The organism is Streptomyces niphimycinicus, assembly GCF_018883605.1.
GTDB classification, from domain to species: Bacteria; Actinomycetota; Actinomycetes; order Streptomycetales; family Streptomycetaceae; genus Streptomyces; species Streptomyces niphimycinicus.
Window position 1 is genome coordinate 1 of the sequence record NZ_JAHLEM010000849.1, and the last position, 923, is coordinate 923.

1 protein-coding gene is annotated in these 923 nt (G+C 70.5%); it reads right to left on the reverse strand.

Annotated features, from left to right (window positions below):
* Positions 1-923: ketoacyl-synthetase C-terminal extension domain-containing protein (locus tag KN815_RS44115; protein WP_216347375.1), on the reverse strand; the 923-nt coding region annotated here is incomplete at both ends.

Consider the following 923-nt stretch of genomic DNA (forward strand, 5'->3'; position numbering starts at 1 on the left):
CGAGCGTCCCGGCTCGGCCGCGTCCGCTGCCTCCACCACGCCCGGTGCCGGTTCGTCCTGTGCCAGGGCCGCCAGTCCGGCCAGCAGTGCGGTGTGATCGCCGCCGAGCACCACCGCCCGATGTTCCAGCGTCGCGCGGCTGGTGAACAGCGAGAAGCCGATGTCCGCCACGTTCCCGTCGGGGTGGCTCATCAGGTGTGCGCGCAGTCGTTCCGCCTGTGCGCGAACGGCGCGCCGGTCCCGGCCCGAGACGATCCACGGGACCGCCACGCCTGCTTCGGCGTCTTCGGGCCGCTCCACGGCCGTCGGCATCGGCGCCTGCTCGATAATCAGGTGTGCGTTCGTTCCACTGATGCCGAACGACGACACTCCGGCGCGGCGGGGCCGCCCGGCCTCCGGCCACGCCGTCTGCTCGCCCAGGAGCCGCACCGCGCCGGTGGACCAGTCCACATGGGGTGTCGGCTCATCGATGTGCAGGCTCTGCGGCAGCACACCGTGGCGCATCGCCATCACCATCTTGATCACACCGGCCACACCCGCCGCCGCCTGCGTATGACCGATATTCGACTTCACCGAACCCAGCAGCAACGGCCGCTCCGGATCCCGATCCTGACCGTAGGTGGCCAGCAACGCCTGCGCCTCGATCGGGTCGCCCAGCGTCGTTCCCGTGCCGTGCGCCTCGACCGCATCGACGTCCTGGGGGGCGAGTCCGGCGCTAGCCAGCGCCTGCCGGATCACCCGCTGCTGCGACGGACCATTCGGCGCCGTCAACCCATTAGACGCACCATCCTGATTCACCGCAGAACCCCGCACCACAGCCAGGATGGGGTGCCCGTTGCGCTCAGCATCAGACAGCCGCTCCACCAGCAGCATGCCGATGCCTTCTGCGAAGCCGGTGCCGTCCGCCGCTCCCGCGAACGCCT